This window comes from Dellaglioa sp. CoH-57-MRSF-17 (assembly GCF_056782015.1).
The window spans coordinates 297,763-314,861 of the sequence record NZ_JBXAXY010000002.1; the positions used below are offsets into that span (position 1 = coordinate 297,763).

Below are 17,099 nucleotides of genomic sequence, written 5' to 3' on the forward strand. Positions count from 1 at the left end.
AATAATAAATCACTTAACATAATATTGATATTTTTATGCCTAAAAAAGACTAATGAGTTTAATCATTAGTCTTTTAAACGTCTATTTTAATTTATTTTCTTCAACTTTTAACGATAATTCATCTAATTGCTTACTTGCAACTAGACTAGGCGCATTCGTCAATGGCTCTGATGCTTTTGAATTTTTAGGGAACGCGATAACTTCGCGAATGTTATCTTTCTTTGCCAATAACATAGCAAATCTGTCTAACCCAATAGCCAATCCACCATGTGGTGGGAATCCATAATCAAGTGCATCTAGGAAAAATCCAAATTGTTCTTCCGCACTTTCTTTAGTAAATCCTAAAGCCTTAAACATTTTTTCTTGAATATCGCGTTTATGAATACGGATTGACCCACCACCCAATTCATAACCATTCAAAATAATATCATAACTTTGTGCATGTGCTTCATGTGGATTTTCATCAAGTAAATGAATATCTTCTTCATTTGGCATAGTAAAAGGATGATGCGCAGCAATAAATTTGTCAAAGTCTTCACTGTATTCAAATAATGGCCAATCAACAACCCAAAGGAAGGCGAATCTATTTTCATCAATCATATCCATCTCTTTGGCAATATCATTACGTAAGTAACCTAATGATGCACGAACAACACTTGCTTTGTCAGCAACAAACAAAATTAAATCTCCGACATTTGCACCAGCAGCTTCTTTAATTGCATCAACATGGTCATTTAAAAATTTAGCAATTGGGCCACTAAATCCTTCTTCAGTTACTTTTACCCAAGCTAACCCTTTAGCACCAAAACGTTCAATATAAGCCGTTTTAGCATCAATCGCTTTGCGTGAATACTTATCGGCACCACCAGGAATCGCAATAGCATTAACAAGTCCACCATTGTTTAAAGTATTAGTAAATACTTTAAAATCAATATCTTTAACTGCAGCAGACATATCTTTTAATTCCATATCAAATCTAATATCCGGTTTTTCAGAACCATATCTTGCCATTGATTCATTCCAAGTCATACGTTGTAATGGTAATTCGAGGTCAATATTTAAAGTATCTTTCATTACACGTTTTAATAAACCTTCTGTTAAATCTTGAATTTCTTCAGCAGACATAAATGATGTTTCTAAATCTATTTGCGTAAATTCAGGTTGACGGTCACCACGCAAATCTTCGTCTCTAAAACAACGAGCAATTTGGTAGTAACGATCAAATCCGGCATTCATCAATAATTGCTTAAATAATTGAGGTGATTGTGGTAATGCATAAAAATGCCCAGGATAGACACGGGAAGGTACAAGATAGTCACGAGCCCCTTCAGGTGTTGATTTTGTTAAATATGGTGTTTCAATATCAATAAAATTTTGATTATCTAAGTAGCTGTGAACAGATTGTGTAATACGGCTACGAATCATTAATGATTTTTGCATTTCAGGACGACGTAAGTCTAAATAACGATATTTTAATCTTGTATCATCTACAACATTAATATCATCTTGTATTTCAAATGGCGGTGTTTTTGCTTTATTCAAAATAACTGCATTATGAACTTCAACTTCAATCTTACCCGTTTTCATTCTTGGGTTGATTGCTTTAGCATCCCGTTGTGTCACTTTTCCTGCAACCTCAACAACAAATTCATTACGTAACTCTTCAGCAATCTTTAAAGCTTCGGAATCAAATTCTTGACTAAAAACCAGTTGAACAATGCCCTCACGATCACGTAAATCAATAAAAATTAAATTTCCTAAATCGCGTCTTTTTTGTACCCATCCCTTTAATGTAACTGTTTGACCAATAAAAGTTTCATCAACTAAACCATTGTATGTTGTTCTTTTCATTCTCCATCAGCCTCCATTTCTAATTTTAATGCCTTTTCATATACTTTCGAAAAATCAGTATATACATCTTCTAATTTTAATATAATTTCTTGACTTGTTTTCATATTTTTAAAATTCAAAGTTTGTGTTTCTAGTTCGCTCTCACCTAAAGTCATAACAAAATGAGCATTCATACGATTAGCAGATTTAAATTGACCTTTTGGTTTACGATTTAAATAATCTCTTTCAATTGAATAACCTGCCTTACGCATTGATTGCACGAGTTTTAGTGTTTCAGTATTCGTTTCTTCACCAATACCAACAACATAAACATCTAAACTTTGTTCAACGGGTAATTTTGCATCTTCAGCTTCAAGAACTAATAATAATCTTTCAATCCCCAAGCCAAAACCAATCCCTGGTGTTTCAGGACCACCTAATTGCTCAACAAGGCCATTATATCGTCCACCAGCACAAATGGTCGTAAATTTCCCACCAAATGCTTTTGAATCAGACATAATTTCGAAAATGGTATGGTTATAATAATCAAGTCCACGAACCATTGTTGAATCAACTTCATATGGAATTTCCAATGCATCAAGTAACACTTTTACTTGGTTAAAATGAGCCTGTGACTCTTCACTAAGGTAATCTAGAATTGATGGTGCATTTTTAACAATTTCTTGATCACCTTTATCTTTACTATCCAAAACGCGTAGTGGATTTTTTTCTAAACGTGCTTTTGAATCATCACTTAATTGATCAGCGAAGGGACGTAAATATGCAACTAATGCGTCACGATAATTATCACGACTATCATTATCTCCCAAAGTATTAATAGCTAATTTTAAATTTGTTAATCCAAATTTTGATAAGAAATCAATTGCCATTGCCATAACTTCAACATCAAGTGTTGGATTATCAACCCCAAAGGCTTCAACTCCAATTTGATGAAATTGACGTAAGCGTCCAGATTGAGGTCTTTCATAACGAAACATTGGTCCAATATAATACGTTTTAAATGGCTTTTGAATTTCTGGGCCATAAAGTTTATTTTCAACATACGCTCTAACAACTCCAGCTGTTCCTTCAGGACGAAGTGTTATATGGCGGTCACCTTTATCTTTAAAATCATACATTTCTTTAGTTACAATATCAGAAGTATCACCTGAAGTTCTTGAAAAAACCTCAAAATGTTCAAAAAGTGGTGTTCTAATTTCATCATATTGGTAACTTGAGAATATATTTCTAGCGGTTTCTTCAATATATTGCCATTTTTTTGAATCTGCTGGGATTATATCTGCTGTTCCTTTGGGACGTTGAAATTTCATTATAAATCCTCCTATTTGTGGCATTATATACAAAAAAGCACCCTCATCTAAATACGACAAGGGTGCTTTTGCACGGTACCACCTTAATTTTTTACTAATAGCTTAACGCAACTTAAACGACATGTGATTTAACCACACGCACCTCAAAAGTGTCTTTCGGTTAGCAAAAATGGTGAATATTTCAGCAAATTATTCACTCTCTATACAATTTAACTAACCTAATTTCTTTTTCATCGGTTTTAATATTTTATTAATTATAAAGTTACTCGAGTAACTCTCTAAAGTCAAGTACAGCTTAACTTACAATATTATTAAATTTGATTCTTACTATTGAACAAATATTTGGTATACTAATATTTAGATTCAATATCTATAGTTAAAGGAGTACATAAATGTCAACAAATAGAAAACATGGATTCAGCATAAACTGGCCAAGAGTCATTTTATTAATCATCATTTTTTGTACCCTATGTTTAGGTATTGTAAAAACGACAACTTATTTAAAAGAAACCGTTGTTACATCTGACAATATTAATGTACGTACCGGACCAAGTACGTCAAATAAAGTGTTAGACACTCTTAAGAAAGGTGAGCGTATTACAATTATTCGAGAAAAAAATAATTGGTCATACGTAAGTTTGCCAAATACTAAAAAAGGTTGGGTAGCAAACTGGATTCTTTCTAAAAAAAATGCCAAAGTGACTAAATTATCTGAAGCAACGATTGTTTTAGATCCCGGACATGGCGGTAACGATTCAGGTGCACTTTCAATCAAAGATAAACAAGAAAAAATCTACACGCTTCAAATTGTAAAAAAAGTAGCTTATCTTCTTAAGAAACGTGGCGCCAATGTGATTTTAACACGAGACTCTGATTCGTATGTAGATTTAGCCCCACGCGCTAAACTTGCAGAATCAAATAATGCAGATGCATTTATTAGTTTCCATTTTGATTCATCGCCTAATGATGATGAAGCAACTGGTTTAACAAGTTACTACTATAATAAGACAGCTGATTTAGCACTTGCAAATTCAATAAATGCCGAATTAAACGATACCGGTCTTGATAATCGTGGAACGGAATTTGGCGATTTTCTTGTTCTAAGAGATAATACACAACCATCCGTCTTACTAGAATTAGGGTACATTAATACAAAATATGACTTTAAGTTAATCCAAAGTAGCAGCTTTCAAGAAAAAACAGCAAAATCAGTCGTTGAAGGTTTAACAAATTATATCCAAAATAAATAAGACAATGCTTAACTATCATTGTCTTATTTTTGTATTAAATCAATTAATTTCAATACACGCTTATCTGGTTTTTCAACTGTTGAAATCATTTGATCAAAATCAAATAAATATCCCTTCATACCTGCATTATGCCCTGCAGCAATATCCAACTCCCGATCACCAATCATTGCTGCTTTCTGGTAATCAACTGCATTTTTTTCTGCAAGATAATTAAGTGACGCTGGATTAGGTTTCCTTGGAAATTTTTGATCTGAAGTAACAAAATCTGAAAACAAATGAATAATATTTGTTTCCCTAAGCATATCAATTGCGCTTTGATCCCTATGGGTTAATAAAAAGTTTTGTCCACCATTATCAACCACCCATTTACAAACTTCTTTTGCACCAGGAAATAATTTTGCATTTTTTTGACTCTGTCTTTCTAAATCATCATAGCTTACCCTCAATTGTTCAACATCTAAATTCAAATTTGTTTCTTGATAAATTTGAATTGCTTGTCTAACAGATTTTTCTCGCATAATTTTATAAATTTCTGTTCTAGTCGCAATTACATTTTGTAAACGTAACGCTTCTTGAAATGCCTTAACCATCTCAGGATAAGTATCAAAAAGCGTCCCATCAAAGTCCCAAAAATAATTATTTATCATTTTATACCCTCCAAATATTCTTTACACCAAAAAGATGTATTAGAGTTGATTCTAATACATCCTTTATTTTTTCTCTGTATCAAAAATAATTGTTACTGGTCCATCATTTATAAGTTCAACATCCATATCTGCTCCAAATTGACCTGGTTTAACAATAGTTACTATTTCAGCCAATTTTTGATTAAATTCATCATAATGTTCCTCAGCTAAATTAGGTTCTTCAGAATCTGTAAAGCTTGGTCTATTCCCTTTTTTTGTTGACGCGTACAAAGTAAATTGTGAAACAGATAGAATTTCTCCATTTATTTCTTGAATACTTAAATTCATTTTTCCCATATCATCTTCAAATAATCTGGAATTAGAGATTTTTTTTACCATATAATCTATCTCAGTAGATGTATCACCCGTCTTAAATCCCACCAATAAAAGATATCCTACATTAATCTGATTTAATACCTGACCATTTACCGAAACACTAGCCTTTTTAACACGTTGAACAACAATTTTCACTTCTTTAGTACCTCCATTAGAAAATTAATGAATTTTCCTTTTAACAGCATAAACGTCTTCAACACTTTTCAAAGTTTCCATAATTCTTTCTAATTGAACAATATCTTTTACGCCAACTGAAACATCCATTGTCGCAATTTTATTATTATCAACACGGCCATTAACTGAGCTTAATTGCTTAGTTGTATTATTCAATGATTGTAAAATATCATTCAAAAGTCCAGAACGATTGTACCCTTGGATTTCCAAATCAGATTGATAATTAGATTTATCATCCATGGTTTTATCCCATTTAACACTAATAATTCTTTCCCCGGACTCTTCAGCTTTAATAACATTAGGACATTCAGTTCTATGAACTGAAACACCACGCCCCTTTGTAATATAACCAATAATGTCATCTCCTGGAATAGGATTACAGCAATGACTTAATCGAACAAGTAAGTTATCGACGCCATCAATTACAACACCACCATCATGGCTACTTTTACGATTTTTTTCAGATACGTCTGGTTTTTTCATTTCTTTATGTTCTTCAAGGATTGCCTTCTGCTCATTAACTTGTCGAACTTCTTCTTCTTTAGAGCGAATATCTTCCGTTAAAGCATTGGCGACACCTAACGTTGCTACCTCTCCAAATCCAATTGCAGCATACAAGTCATCTGATTCAGACAATTGTCTTTTATCCAAAAGCTGTTTCATATTTTCTTTTGTAATGACTTTTTTAGGATCAAATCCTAAATCAATTAATTGCATCGTCAATAAATCTTCACCTTTAGCTGCATTAGCAACACGATCTTGTAGTTTGAAGAAGTGTTTAATTTTATTTCTAGCTTTATTTGTATGCACCAAATTAACCCAATCACGGCTTGGTCCTATTGAACTTTTACTAGTTAAGATATCAACAATGTCTCCATTTTTGACTTGATAATCTAATGGCACAATCTTTCCGTTAACTTTTGCACCCGTTGTATGATGTCCAATTTCAGTATGAATACTGTAGGCCATATCAAGTGGTCCTGCACCTTTGGGTAATTCAAAAACATCACCTTTAGGTGTGAATACATAAACGCGGTCACCAAAGATATCGCCTTTAACACTTTCCATAAAAGCAGAAGCATCATCAGTCTCATCTTGTAATTCAATAATTTCTTTAAACCAATTTAATTTTGTACCCGCGTCATCTTGCTGAACTTTCTCTTTCACACCTTCTTTGTAAGCCCAATGTGCTGCTACACCAAATTCAGCTATTTCATGCATCTCTTTTGTTCTAATTTGAACTTCAAAAGGACGTCCCTCTGGTCCGACAACAGTCGTATGCAGAGACTGGTACAAGTTAGCCTTTGGAATCGCAATATAGTCTTTAAATCTTCCAGGCATTGGTTTCCATCTAGAATGTATTGCCCCAAGTACCGCATAACAATCTTTAATTGATCCAACAATTACTCTAACAGCTAGGAGGTCATAAATTTGAGAGAATTGTTTATGTTGGTCTTTCATCTTTTTATAGACAGAATACAAATGCTTTGGTCGCCCATAAATTTCGCTTGAAACTTTTAAATCACTAATGGAAACTTTTATTTCTTCAATAGCTCCAGAAATATAAGCCTCACGTTCTTCACGTTTAGAATTCATCAAATGAACAATTCGATAGTATTGTTGGGGGTTCAGATAACGTAATGAACTATCTTCTAATTCCCACTTAATCGTACTAATACCTAAACGGTCTGCCAATGGTGCATATATTTCTAACGTTTCATTTGCAATTCGTCGTTGCTTATCTGGACGTAAGTGTTTTAACGTCCGCATATTATGTAACCTATCTGCTAATTTCACAATAATAACACGTAAATCTTTAGACATCGCTAACAATAATTTACGATGATTTTCAGCTAATTGCTCTTGATGAGATTTATATTGAATTTGACCTAATTTTGTTACACCATCGACAATTACTTGCACATCTTTACCAAAAAGTTCGCCTACATCACCTAAAGTAACTGGTGTGTCTTCAACAACATCATGTAAAAATCCTGCACTAACAGTCTCCGGATCCATTTTTAATTCTGCAAGAATACCAGCAACTTGTATTGGGTGCATTATATATGGTTCGCCAGACTTACGATATTGATTCTTATGAACATAGGTAGCAAAATCACATGCTTTTTGTACAAATGCAACATGTTCTTCATTCATATAGCTTTCAACGATTTCCAAAACGTCTCTAGCACTCCACATTTCTTCTTTTGTCATATCTACACACCTCTTTTTATATAAAATAAAAATACGCGATTCCATAATGCAGTCCGCGTACTCATGTATTCATAAAGTATTTGTATTATTTTTTTGAAATTCCCCATGTTAATAATGATAAACAAAGATAAATAATTGCAAAAAAGATAGTGATACTTTGAAATAAATGGCACAACACACCTATTGCAAAAATAACTGGAAAGAAAAAGTTAAAAATCAAACTATGATCATTTCTACCAATAATAACACCAATAATGATAGAAAAAATGACATTTACTATAAATAAAGAAACACCAATTTTTATAACATCGTTTGCATTAACTAAGGTCAGTACCATCGGGACCACAATTCCGATGGCAATACTTACCGTTAAGTACCATGCAGCTGTTATGCTTAGAAAATTTTTCAAAAATATTTCCTCATTTCGTTTTCTCATGCCTTACTTAACTTAATTCACTAACAAATGAAAGGCTCGCTAATAAGTATAACGGAGCAGTCTCTGCACGTAAAATTCTAGGTCCTAAGCCTACCTTTTGATAACCAGCTGTAGCTAACTTATCAATTTCTGATTTTGAAATACCACCCTCTGAACCAAATACCGCAATCATATTTTGATTAGGTTCAATCAAATCAAATGATTTTTTTAGTTGGCTAACCTCACCTTGTTTAGCAGATTCTTCATATGCAACAATCTGAATATCATAAGATTGTTGAAATATCTCATCAATTTTTTTAGCGTATGAAATCGTTGGAATTTTAGTTCGATGTGCTTGTTCTGCAGCACCCTTAGCAATTTTTTTTAAACGTTCAATTTTTTTAGCCTGCTTTTTTTGATCCCATTTTGCAATAGAAAAATCACTATTAAAAAATATAAAATGGGCAGCCCCCATTTCTGTACCTTTTTGTACAATCCAGTCTGCCTTATCTTTTTTTGAAAGAGCCGACGCAATTGTTACTTCTACTGGCAACTCAACTAATGTTTCTACTGTCTTTTGATAATCAAAAGTAGCTGAACTTTCAGTAACCTGTTTCATCTTTGCAACAACAACCTCTGTTGATTGCTTAACGAGTTCAACTTGATCACCAACAGCCAAACGCATAACTTTAATTGCATGATGAAAATCCTCATCTGTTAAAATTAACTCATCAGATTTCAAAAAATATCTCTGCATCTTTACTACCTAACCTTCCAAATCCATTTTAACTGCAATAATTGAGAACCAGTCACCCATATTTAAAATCTGTTGTATTTCAAATCCACCAGTTACCAGTGACTCCTTGATTAAATCGACTTTATCTGCAATAATCCCAGATGTCACAAAATGGCCACCTGGATTTAAATTTCTTCTAGCTTGCGGAATTAACGGTACAATAATTTCGGACAAAATATTAGCCACAATTAAATCAACCTTATTATCAATACCATTTAGTAAATCATTAGCTGCTACATGTATCTGATTTGCAATTGGATTTAAGTTGAAATTTAATACGGCAGCATCTACTGCAATATCGTCCAAATCATACGCATCAATATGACCAACACCAAGATGTTTTGCAGCAATACTTAAAACACCTGAACCTGTTCCAACATCAATCATAGATTCATTTCCACGTATTACTTGCTCTAGTGCTACCAAAGCTAGCCGGGTTGTGGGATGTGTTCCTGTACCGAATGCTTTACCAGGGTCTAAACGTATCACTTTTTCATCAGGTTGGACCACCTGATATTTCTCCCAACTTGGTACTATTGTTAGGAATCGGGTAACTCTAACCGGATGGTAGTATTGTTGCCATTCCAATCCCCAACCTTGGTCATCCACTTCATTCAATTCAATCAGACCACGTCCCGGATTAAGTCCAAAATCAGCTAATTGATTAACCCTACTCTGTATAGTTGGCAATATTTCAGGAATAAAAATAGTTTCAGGGAAAAAGGCAGAAATCTTTGCTCCATCATTTTGGTGCTCAACTGATGTAAAATCGTTCCCGTCTAAATTATCCTGCATTAATTTTTCAAAATCTTTTGAATCATCAATTTGGACACCTTCAGCACCACTTTCAATTAAAATATTAGAAACCGCTTCTACAGCTTCACTACTTGTTGAGATACTTACTTCTGTCCATTTCAAATTGAAATCCTCCTAAAATTTTGGATAAATTAATCGCATACTTTTTTCTGTACTTTGTGCTTTTTGAATTTTTTCAAAATCGCTAGCTGACCAACTTAGTTCAAAGAATTCAGCATCATCATCATTCAAAAAATCTAACAAATCACTTTGACCATTGTCTAGTACAATTTGTAAATAGTTAATAAATGCTGCTGCCTCTGAGCGTTCCCAACCCGATTTCCCTTGAAAGGGTAATGTTGTTAAATACTCTTTTTCAACTTCCTTTGAGTCAAAACGTTCTTCATCATAGAGTAATATAGCATCCCCAAATGAAATAATGGGTAATTCTGAGTTAACACCTTCAATATCAAGAATTGCTTGTTGTGACTTATTCTCAGCATAAAATGTGAGATCTACTGTAAATGTATGATCCTTTTTCTGCCAATCTAATACAATATCACCATCAAAATCAATTTTTGGTAATTCCTTCTTTAAATAATCAAACAATGTTTCTTGTGCCATACTATCACCTCATATTTTAAATAAATTTAAATTACATCAAATTTTGTTTAGTTCTCAAAGTTTATTATAAAGCATTGCATTCATTCATGCATTAATTAAAGAGGAAAACGATAACAATTTATCGCTTTTTTTGGTAAACTAAGGTTATTAAAATATTGGGGAGGTTTTATTTATGGGAAGAAAGAAAATGATTTTGGATTTAGACACTGGTATTGACGATGCATTGGCTATTGCCTATGCTCTCGCTAGTACCGAAATTGATTTAATTGGTATTGTAGGTTCTTACGGTAACCTGCAAATGCTAGCTGGTGTTCAAAACAGTTTGAACTTACTTAATTTATTAGGTGAATCAAATATTCCAGTTTATCTCGGTGAGAAACATTCAATCACGACTCAATCTTTTGATACTTTAGAAATAAGCCAAGAAATACATGGTATGAACGGTTTAGGTGACATAAAAATCCCTAAATCAAGCCAACCATACGCCTCAGAATCTGGAATCGATTTTATTATCGATTCTGCACATGAATTTCAATCAGATTTAATTATTGTGCCTACTGGTCCATTAACGAACTTATCATTAGCCATAAAAAAAGATCCTAAAATTGAAACATTAATTGGTAAAGTCGTTTTAATGGGTGGTGCTTTAACAATCCCTGGAAATGTAACTGCCGTTGCTGAAGCAAATATTAATCAAGATCCAGAAGCCGCAAATGAAGTATTCCAAAGTAAATTGCCTATTACAATGGTAGGTCTAGACGTAACACTTAAAACACTTTTAACAAAAAAAGAAACAGAGCTATGGCGTGAAATTGACAGTCCATCAAGTCGAGCTTTCGCCGATATTGTTGATTACTATATTAACGCCTATGCAAACCTAAAAACAAATTTAGACGGCTGTGCTTTGCATGACCCCTTAGCTGTTGCCGTTGCTATAGATGCATCTTTAGTCACTACTTTACCTATCAATATGAAAGTTGACACAGAAGCGCCTTTTTCTGGACGTACAATCGGTGACGAGACACGCCTAAATTCAAATCAAGCAACAACGGTTGTCGCTGTTGCCGTTGAAACCGAAAGATTCTTATCGACTTTTATGACACGTTTATCAACTTTATTTTCAAAAAATTAAATTTAACGGAGTTTACTTATGCAATATCTCGGTCCATTCATTCTTTCCATTTGGTTTATTATGACCACTATTATTTATATTTCTACATTTACGAAAAAAAAACGTCGAAAATTTTCATATAAGTCACTTTTTTTTGGCTCGTTAGCCTGGGAAAAAAATAGTCGTAACTGGCTATTGATACTGGGACTTTTTTCGCTTATTAGTTTAAATCCTATTACAGATACATTTATCTTTTTGATGATACTTGGTGGTTACATTGCTGTTACCTCATGTTTAAACTTATTCTTACATCATGGTAATCGCCGTCAAACTATTCTAATCATTATTCTTTCCTTCTTTTTAATTTTAGCAGCATTCTATCCTTTATTATCAAATTTTAAATAAGTAAAGATAGTTGCTTTAAATTAACTCAAAGACGATAATGTAAGCGTTAACTGTAATTTTAATAAACTTTATTATTCATACTACTATTTATTCAAGGGAGATCACTATGCCACATATAATCGGTGTTGATATTGGAACAACAAGCACGAAAGCAGTTTTATACGATCTTAAAGGTACCGTAATTGAATACGCTAATATTGGTTACTCACTTTATCAAGAAGAAAATGGGATGGCTGAACAAGATCCTGATGAAATTTATGCTGCTGTAACAAAAGCAATCACTGAGGTCAATAAAAAAGCGAACTTACGCCCCACTGATTTAAAAGGCGTTTCATTTTCAGCTGCCATGCACAGTTTAATTCTACTTGATAAAAATCATAAACCGTTAACTAGATCGATTACTTGGGCTGATAACAGAGCTAGCAAGTGGAGTGATGATTTAAATGAATCAGGTGTTGGTCATGAAATTTATCTCAAAACTGGAACACCTATTCATCCTATGTCACCATTATCAAAACTAATTTGGTTAAAGAATGATAAACCAGATTTATTTAATCAGGCAGCCTATTTTGTTGGTATTAAAGATTATATTTTATATCAATTATTTGATCGACTTGTTATTGATCATTCTTTAGCGTCAGCTACAGGCTTATTCAATATTTTTAATTTAGATTGGGATAAGCAAGCATTATCTGTAACTGGTGTCACACCTGAACAGTTACCAGAACTAGTTGAAACAACGTACCAACTATCCGGACTAAATACTGAATTTTCTAAAATAACTGGTATCCAACGTGATGTTCCTTTTATTGTTGGTGCAAGTGATGGTGTTCTATCAAACCTTGGTGTTAATGCTATCGAACCGGGTGTTGCGGCTGTCACAATTGGTACGAGTGGTGCCGTTAGAATGGTTATCGATCACCCTGTTACAGATCCTAAAGGTAGACTATTCTGTTATGCGCTCGCCAAAAATAAATGGGTCATTGGTGGGCCAGTTAACAATGGCGGTATCGTCTTCCGCTGGTTGCGCGATGAGATATTTACACCCGAAAAAATTACTGCTGAACAAATGAAAATTGATCCCTATGAAGTCATCACTCAAATTGCAGAAAAGGTTCCTGCCGGTTCCGATGGACTCCTCTTCCACCCCTATCTTGGTGGCGAACGGGCACCACTCTGGGATGCTAATGCTAGAGGTTCATTCTTTGGTTTAACACGTCAACATACACGTGCGCATATGGCTCGAGCTGTACTTGAAGGGATCGTTTTCAATTTAGACATGGTCATGTTAGCACTAACTGAAATTGCTGGGAAACCCACTAGAATCCAAGCAACAGGTGGTTTTGCCCAATCATCTTTATGGCGACAATTATTAGCCGATATTTTTGAACAAGAAGTTACAATTCCTGAAAGTTTTGAAAGTTCTTGTCTTGGCGCAGCTGTCTTAGGAATGCAAAGTTTACATTTAATTGCTGATCTATCTGCTGTTGAAAATATGATTGGTTCCATGCATGTCCACCAACCACAAAAAGAAAACTTTGAAGTATATCGTGAGCTATTACCTATATTTGTTCGAGTAAGTAGGTCATTAAGCGCTGAATATAAAAATATTGCTGATTTCCAGCGGAAACATTATCATCAAATCTAGTTTCATTGGGGGAAAGTTACTATGCCACTTTTAATTGTTTTTATTGGGATTCTCTTTTTACTTTTATTAATCATTAAATTTAAATTAAATACATTTGTTTCATTAATTATCACATCATTTGTTGTTGCCATTGGATTAGGGATGCCTTTAGATAAAATCACGACTTCTATCGAAAATGGTATTGGTAGTCAATTAGGTCATTTATCCTTAGTCTTCGGTTTTGGTGCTATGCTAGGTAAACTGGTTGCTGATTCAGGTGGTGCTTATCGGATTGCGACTACTTTAATTAACCGATTTGGTCGAAAATGGATTCAATTAGCAGTCGTACTTGCATCATTCATTATTGGTATTGCATTATTTTTCGAAGTTGGTATTGTTTTATTGATCCCAATCGTTTTTGCGATTGCTACGGAATTAGGAATTTCAGTTTTATATCTTGGGATTCCCATGGCAGCTGCACTTTCAGTTACTCATGGCTTTTTACCACCTCACCCCGCCCCAACTGCAATTGCATCAGCACTAAATGCTAATGTAGGGATGGTTCTTATTTACGGATTACTATTAGCTATTCCGGTAACATTGATTGCCGGTCCACTTTTCGCTATGATTGCAAAAAAATATATTCCTTCGGCATTTAAGCAAAAAGGAAATTTAAGCGCATTAGGAACACAAAAAGAATTTAAACTTGAAGATACACCTAGTTTTGCAATGAGTACTTTGACATCTTTATTTCCCGTTGTAATTATGGCTATTTCAACAGTTTACGACATGATTATTAATAAAGGGATAACACCAAAGAACCCTAACTCTATAGATTCCTTTTTCATGTTCGTTGGGTCTCCTGGCGTTGCCATGCTGCTCTCCCTTCTGTTCGCTATCTATTCAATGGGTATTGCCCGAAAGATCCCAGTCAAAGATATTATGGCTTCTCTTGAAGTTGCCATTAAACAAATTGCAATGCTACTCTTAATCATTGGTGGTGGAGGTGCATTTAAGCAAGTTCTTGTTGATGGTGGTGTCGCAGATGTTATCTCAAGAATGTTTGAATCCTCATCGTTATCACCATTATTGTTAGGCTGGTTAATTGCTGCACTTCTTAGAATTTCTCTTGGTTCTGCAACAGTTGCTGCATTAACAGCTGCCGGTCTAGTCAGTGGTTTAATAGCTGGGTCAGGCGTTGATCCTGCATTAATGGTTATCGCCATTGGTTCAGGTAGTTTAATTGCATCTCACGTAAACGATGCTGGTTTCTGGATGATTAAAGAATATTTTGATCTAACCGTTAAAGAAACACTCGCAACGTGGACCGTTCTTGAAACAGTCGTCTCTGTTTCAGGGCTCGGTGGTGTTATGCTTATTAACTTATTCGTATAAATTAATAAAAGGCTAAGTTATTTTAGATAACTTAGCCTTTTATTATGTTGTTAAATTTAGACATGTGTTAAAATAGACACCATTCTAAATTGAAATTATTGGAGGCAATATTATGGATTCACTATCTGCTATCTTATTATTACTTGGTGGCGTGGTTATCGCAAATGTGATTGCTGTTAAGTTTCCAAAAGTTCCACAAGCTTTTTATCAAATTGGTATAGGATTAGCGCTTTCTTTATTACCAAATTTCCAACATTTCGAACTTAACCCAGAATTATTTTTTATGATAATCGTTGCACCTATTATTTTCAATGAAGCCCAAAATACATCTAGAAGAGCATTAGCTAGAAATATTTTAACGACGCTTTCATTAGCCATCATTTTAGTTGGTGCAACAATAATTGTCACTGGGTTTTTAGTTCACTCAGTCTTACCTGATTTATCACTTGCCTTAGCATTTGCGTTAGCAGCGATTGTCACACCCACAGATACAGTAGCAGTATCTTCAGTGACAAAAAATTTACCGATTCCTGAGTCAATGATGAATATATTGGAAAATGAATCCTTGTTTAATGATGCATCTGGTATTGTTGGTCTTAGTTTAGCATTAACTGCTTTCTCTTCAGGTACTTTTTCTATGAACGAAGGTCTAAGTGCTTTTAGCACATCATTTTTTGGTGGACTCTTAATTGGTGCATTTTTAGGATTAGTATTCGTTAAAATAAGGTTAACGTTACTAAATTGGCACATCGAAGATACAGCAATTATGATTCCAATTGAAATAATAACTCCTTTTTTAATTTATTTTATATCTGAAGAATTAGGTTGTTCAGGTATTTTAGCAGTCGTTGCTGCCGGTTTAATTCATGGTGTTCAAAAAGATCGTTTACGGTTATCTTCAACTAAATTACAATTTATATCAAGTAGTATTTGGAAAGTACTTACAGATGCTTTAAATGGGTTTGTTTTTGTAGTTCTAGGTTTAACATTGCCTACTGTTACCTCGGATTTATTAAAAAGCTCAGGATTTAATTCACTAATTTTACTTGTTATTAGTATTGGTATTTACTTTATTATGACACTAATGCGTTTTCTATGGTCCCACTTCCTATTAAAAAATTTATCAACAAAAGACGATTTTACATTTGCCCTAAGTGGAATTCACGGAACAATTACACTATCCATGGCATACTCATTACCATTAGTAACTGTTTCAGGAATTGAATTCCCTATGAGAAATGAAATCATTTTTATAGCTGCATTAGTTATATTAATTAGCATGTTAGTTCCTACTTTCCTACTACCGCACTTAATTACCAAAAAGAATGAGATTACTATTTTAGAAAATATTGGTGAAATTCGTTCTAAGATGGTTATTTACACTGTTGAACAACTTAATGTCACAAATATTCCTAGTCCAGAAAGACAAACAGTAATTGAAACGCTATATAACCAACAAAATTTTTTAAAACGGCCTAAAAAGAGTGATTTTTATGACCTATTAGAAAAAACACAAGAAATTGAAGAAAATATTTTGCATGAATTATTATCGAGTGGTCAGGTTTCTGAAAAAACTGGTTCTTGGTACGAAAAGTATCTTGCTACAACTTATCAATCAACCCGTGGATTTTCACTTAAACATCTCATAATACACTTGAAATTCTATTCACTTCATTTATTTAAACATTTTGCTATTAAGAAAGGCGAAAAAGCGCTATCTCAGGTTACTGAAAATCAAAAAAATACTTTCAAAAAATATTATAATAATACAAAAGATGACTTTATTTTAATGGAGGAATCTAGTTATCAGGCAGCAATTACTTATTTAACCTCTATTACCACTGTTGACAATTCAATGGCCGTTACTCTGGTTAGACAATTTTTATCAGTTAGACACAGAAGAATGTTTTCAAATGAGACTGAACTTATCTTACAAAATAATATTTTTATAAATGCCTTTCAATTAGAATATAATTTTGTTCAACTTCAATTAGAACAAAAATTAATCACCCCTGCAACGGCAAATCTGTTAAGAGAACAAATTTCATACGATGAGATGGTTTACATGCAAAATAATGAAGCATACTTATCATAAAAAAAACGACAACCA

15 protein-coding genes and 1 other annotated feature are annotated in these 17,099 nt (G+C 33.6%); of the genes, 6 read left to right on the plus strand and 9 right to left on the minus strand.

Going from position 1 to position 17,099, the window contains the following annotated elements; all coding sequences use genetic code 11:
- Positions 1–81: 81 nt before the first annotated feature.
- Positions 82–1,851, minus strand: a complete 1,770-nt coding sequence (aspS, locus tag AC1RPJ_RS03390; RefSeq protein ID WP_481761360.1) for an aspartate--tRNA ligase — start codon at positions 1,849–1,851, stop codon at positions 82–84.
- Positions 1,848–3,161 carry a histidine--tRNA ligase gene (gene hisS / locus AC1RPJ_RS03395; protein WP_481761361.1) on the minus strand — a complete coding sequence of 438 codons (1,314 nt, stop codon included), beginning with the start codon at positions 3,159–3,161 and terminating at the stop codon, positions 1,848–1,850. Before hisS ends, aspS begins: the two co-directional genes overlap by 4 nt.
- A gap of 55 nt (positions 3,162–3,216) precedes the next feature.
- Positions 3,217–3,404: a binding site (T-box leader), on the minus strand.
- Positions 3,405–3,553: 149 nt separating this feature from the next.
- Between hisS and AC1RPJ_RS03400 the strand changes: the two genes are divergently transcribed.
- Positions 3,554–4,411: an N-acetylmuramoyl-L-alanine amidase family protein gene (locus AC1RPJ_RS03400; RefSeq protein ID WP_481761362.1), complete on the plus strand. Its 858-nt coding sequence runs from the start codon at positions 3,554–3,556 to the stop codon at positions 4,409–4,411.
- 23 nt (positions 4,412–4,434) lie between these two features.
- Here the strand turns inward: AC1RPJ_RS03400 and AC1RPJ_RS03405 are convergent, their stop codons facing one another.
- The 7 genes from AC1RPJ_RS03405 to AC1RPJ_RS03435 all read right to left on the minus strand — a co-directional run bounded on the left by AC1RPJ_RS03405 (position 4,435) and on the right by AC1RPJ_RS03435 (position 10,451).
- Positions 4,435–5,058, minus strand: coding sequence for an HAD-IA family hydrolase (locus AC1RPJ_RS03405; RefSeq protein WP_481761363.1), 624 nt, complete (start codon positions 5,056–5,058; stop codon positions 4,435–4,437).
- A gap of 63 nt (positions 5,059–5,121) precedes the next feature.
- A complete protein-coding gene (gene dtd, locus AC1RPJ_RS03410; protein WP_481761364.1) occupies positions 5,122–5,568 on the minus strand; it encodes a D-aminoacyl-tRNA deacylase in 447 nt (148 codons plus the stop codon).
- Positions 5,569–5,592: 24 nt separating this feature from the next.
- Positions 5,593–7,821 (minus strand): RelA/SpoT family protein, encoded by a 2,229-nt coding sequence (locus AC1RPJ_RS03415; RefSeq protein WP_409022473.1) that lies wholly within the window; start codon positions 7,819–7,821, stop codon positions 5,593–5,595.
- Between the two features lie 85 nt (positions 7,822–7,906).
- Complete coding sequence (locus AC1RPJ_RS03420) at positions 7,907–8,230, minus strand: hypothetical protein (RefSeq protein ID WP_481762180.1); 324 nt, start codon at positions 8,228–8,230, stop codon at positions 7,907–7,909.
- A gap of 34 nt (positions 8,231–8,264) precedes the next feature.
- Complete coding sequence (locus tag AC1RPJ_RS03425; protein ID WP_481761366.1) at positions 8,265–8,993, minus strand: 16S rRNA (uracil(1498)-N(3))-methyltransferase; 729 nt, start codon at positions 8,991–8,993, stop codon at positions 8,265–8,267.
- A gap of 9 nt (positions 8,994–9,002) precedes the next feature.
- Positions 9,003–9,950, minus strand: coding sequence for a 50S ribosomal protein L11 methyltransferase (gene prmA, locus AC1RPJ_RS03430; protein WP_481761367.1), 948 nt, complete (start codon positions 9,948–9,950; stop codon positions 9,003–9,005).
- Positions 9,951–9,962: 12 nt separating this feature from the next.
- Complete coding sequence (locus AC1RPJ_RS03435) at positions 9,963–10,451, minus strand: DUF3013 family protein (protein WP_481761368.1); 489 nt, start codon at positions 10,449–10,451, stop codon at positions 9,963–9,965.
- Between the two features lie 172 nt (positions 10,452–10,623).
- Here AC1RPJ_RS03435 and AC1RPJ_RS03440 point away from each other — a divergent pair, with 172 nt between their 5' ends.
- The 5 genes from AC1RPJ_RS03440 (at position 10,624) to AC1RPJ_RS03460 (ending at position 17,084) form a co-directional block, all read left to right on the plus strand.
- Positions 10,624–11,583, plus strand: coding sequence for a nucleoside hydrolase (locus AC1RPJ_RS03440; protein ID WP_481761369.1), 960 nt, complete (start codon positions 10,624–10,626; stop codon positions 11,581–11,583).
- A gap of 18 nt (positions 11,584–11,601) precedes the next feature.
- Positions 11,602–11,967 (plus strand): hypothetical protein, encoded by a 366-nt coding sequence (locus AC1RPJ_RS03445; protein WP_481762403.1) that lies wholly within the window; start codon positions 11,602–11,604, stop codon positions 11,965–11,967.
- A gap of 106 nt (positions 11,968–12,073) precedes the next feature.
- A complete protein-coding gene (gene gntK, locus AC1RPJ_RS03450; protein ID WP_481761371.1) occupies positions 12,074–13,615 on the plus strand; it encodes a gluconokinase in 1,542 nt (513 codons plus the stop codon).
- 21 nt (positions 13,616–13,636) lie between these two features.
- Complete coding sequence (locus tag AC1RPJ_RS03455; protein WP_481761372.1) at positions 13,637–14,989, plus strand: gluconate:H+ symporter; 1,353 nt, start codon at positions 13,637–13,639, stop codon at positions 14,987–14,989.
- A 112-nt stretch (positions 14,990–15,101) separates the two neighbouring features.
- Positions 15,102–17,084 carry a cation:proton antiporter gene (locus AC1RPJ_RS03460; protein WP_481761373.1) on the plus strand — a complete coding sequence of 661 codons (1,983 nt, stop codon included), beginning with the start codon at positions 15,102–15,104 and terminating at the stop codon, positions 17,082–17,084.
- The last annotated feature ends 15 nt before the right edge of the window (positions 17,085–17,099 follow it).